Below are 1260 nucleotides of genomic sequence, written 5' to 3' on the forward strand. Positions count from 1 at the left end.
AATAGGTTGATGCTCGCGTTGATGTCACGGTCATGATGCGCGCCACAGGCACACGTCCATTCACGGACATCCATCGCCTTCTTCTCGCCCTTCACGCCGCAAGTGGAGCAGATTTGAGTGGATGCGTACCAGGGGTCTGCCTTGATGAGTGTCCGTCCGTAGAAGTTTGATTTGTATTCGAGTTGCCGGACGAACTCGTACCAACTGACATCTGCAATCGATTTGGCTACCTTATGGTTCCGCATCATGTTCTTCGACTTCAATGTCTCCACGACGATGACTTGGTTCTCGTCAACGATCCGTCTCGACAGTTTGTGAAGGAAGTCCTTGCGTTGGTTGGCAATCTTTTCGTGTTTCTTGGCCAAAAGTAATTTGGCCTTTTCACGGTTCTTGCTCCCAATCTTCTTTCGCGACAGCGCCCGTTGCGCCTTCTTGACCTTCGCCTCGGACTTACGAAGGAAACGTGGGTTTTCGATTTTCTCCGATACCATCGCGTCGTTCGTCATGACGGCGAAATGTTCCAAACCGAGATCGATCCCGACCTTGTTCTCGGCTGGGATCCATGGTTCATCGTCCTGTTCGACGAGGATGGAGATGAAGAACTTGCCCGTCTTGGTCATCGAGACCGTCGCCGACCGGATGACGCCCTCGAACGGGCGATGTTGGGTGAACCGCACGAAGCCGATTTTAGGAAGTCTCACCTTGCCGTCCTCGATGCGGATCGTGCCGTGCTGGTTGTTCGTCGTGTAGGAGGCGCGCGACCGTCGTCTCGATTTGAAGACCGGGAAGCCGCCCGTCCCGGCGAAGAACTTCGCGAACGCGGTGTCGAGGTTCAGCTTCGCGTTCGCGAGCGCGAGGCTGTCCGCCTCGGCGAGGAACGGGAAGAGGGGCTTGTAGGAGGCGGGTGTCGCCGGTTTCCGTCTCGTCACGATCCCCGCTTTCGCCTCCTCGCGGATGGCGATACGGTCCTCGAGCAGCTTGTTGTAGATGAACCGGGCGCAGCCGATCGTCTTGATGAGGAACTCGGCCTGTGCCGGCGTCGGGTGGAGCCTGTATGTGTAACCTTTCAGCATGTCCGTCCCTTCTCCCTCCAGAAGATCGTGATGTGTCCTCCTCATCCGATACCCGCGGAAGGGGAGGGAGAATCTGACAAAATCACGAACTTCTGTTCGCTACATCTGTCACAGGAGGAGAAGACTTTTGGACCGGGCGATTCATCTCCCGCCTACGCTGGGCTACGCCCCGAGACGCTTAGAGGAG

1 protein-coding gene is annotated in these 1260 nt (G+C 56.6%); it reads right to left on the reverse strand.

The annotated features are described in order from the left end of the window. A partial coding sequence (tnpB, locus tag KNO99_RS15200; protein ID WP_214750085.1) for an IS200/IS605 family element RNA-guided endonuclease TnpB occupies positions 1-1073 on the reverse strand: 1073 nt, incomplete at its 3' end. Positions 1074-1260 lie beyond the last annotated feature (187 nt).

Source organism: Exiguobacterium sp. s189 (assembly GCF_018617615.1).
Lineage (GTDB): Bacteria > Bacillota > Bacilli > Exiguobacteriales > Exiguobacteriaceae > Exiguobacterium > Exiguobacterium aestuarii_A.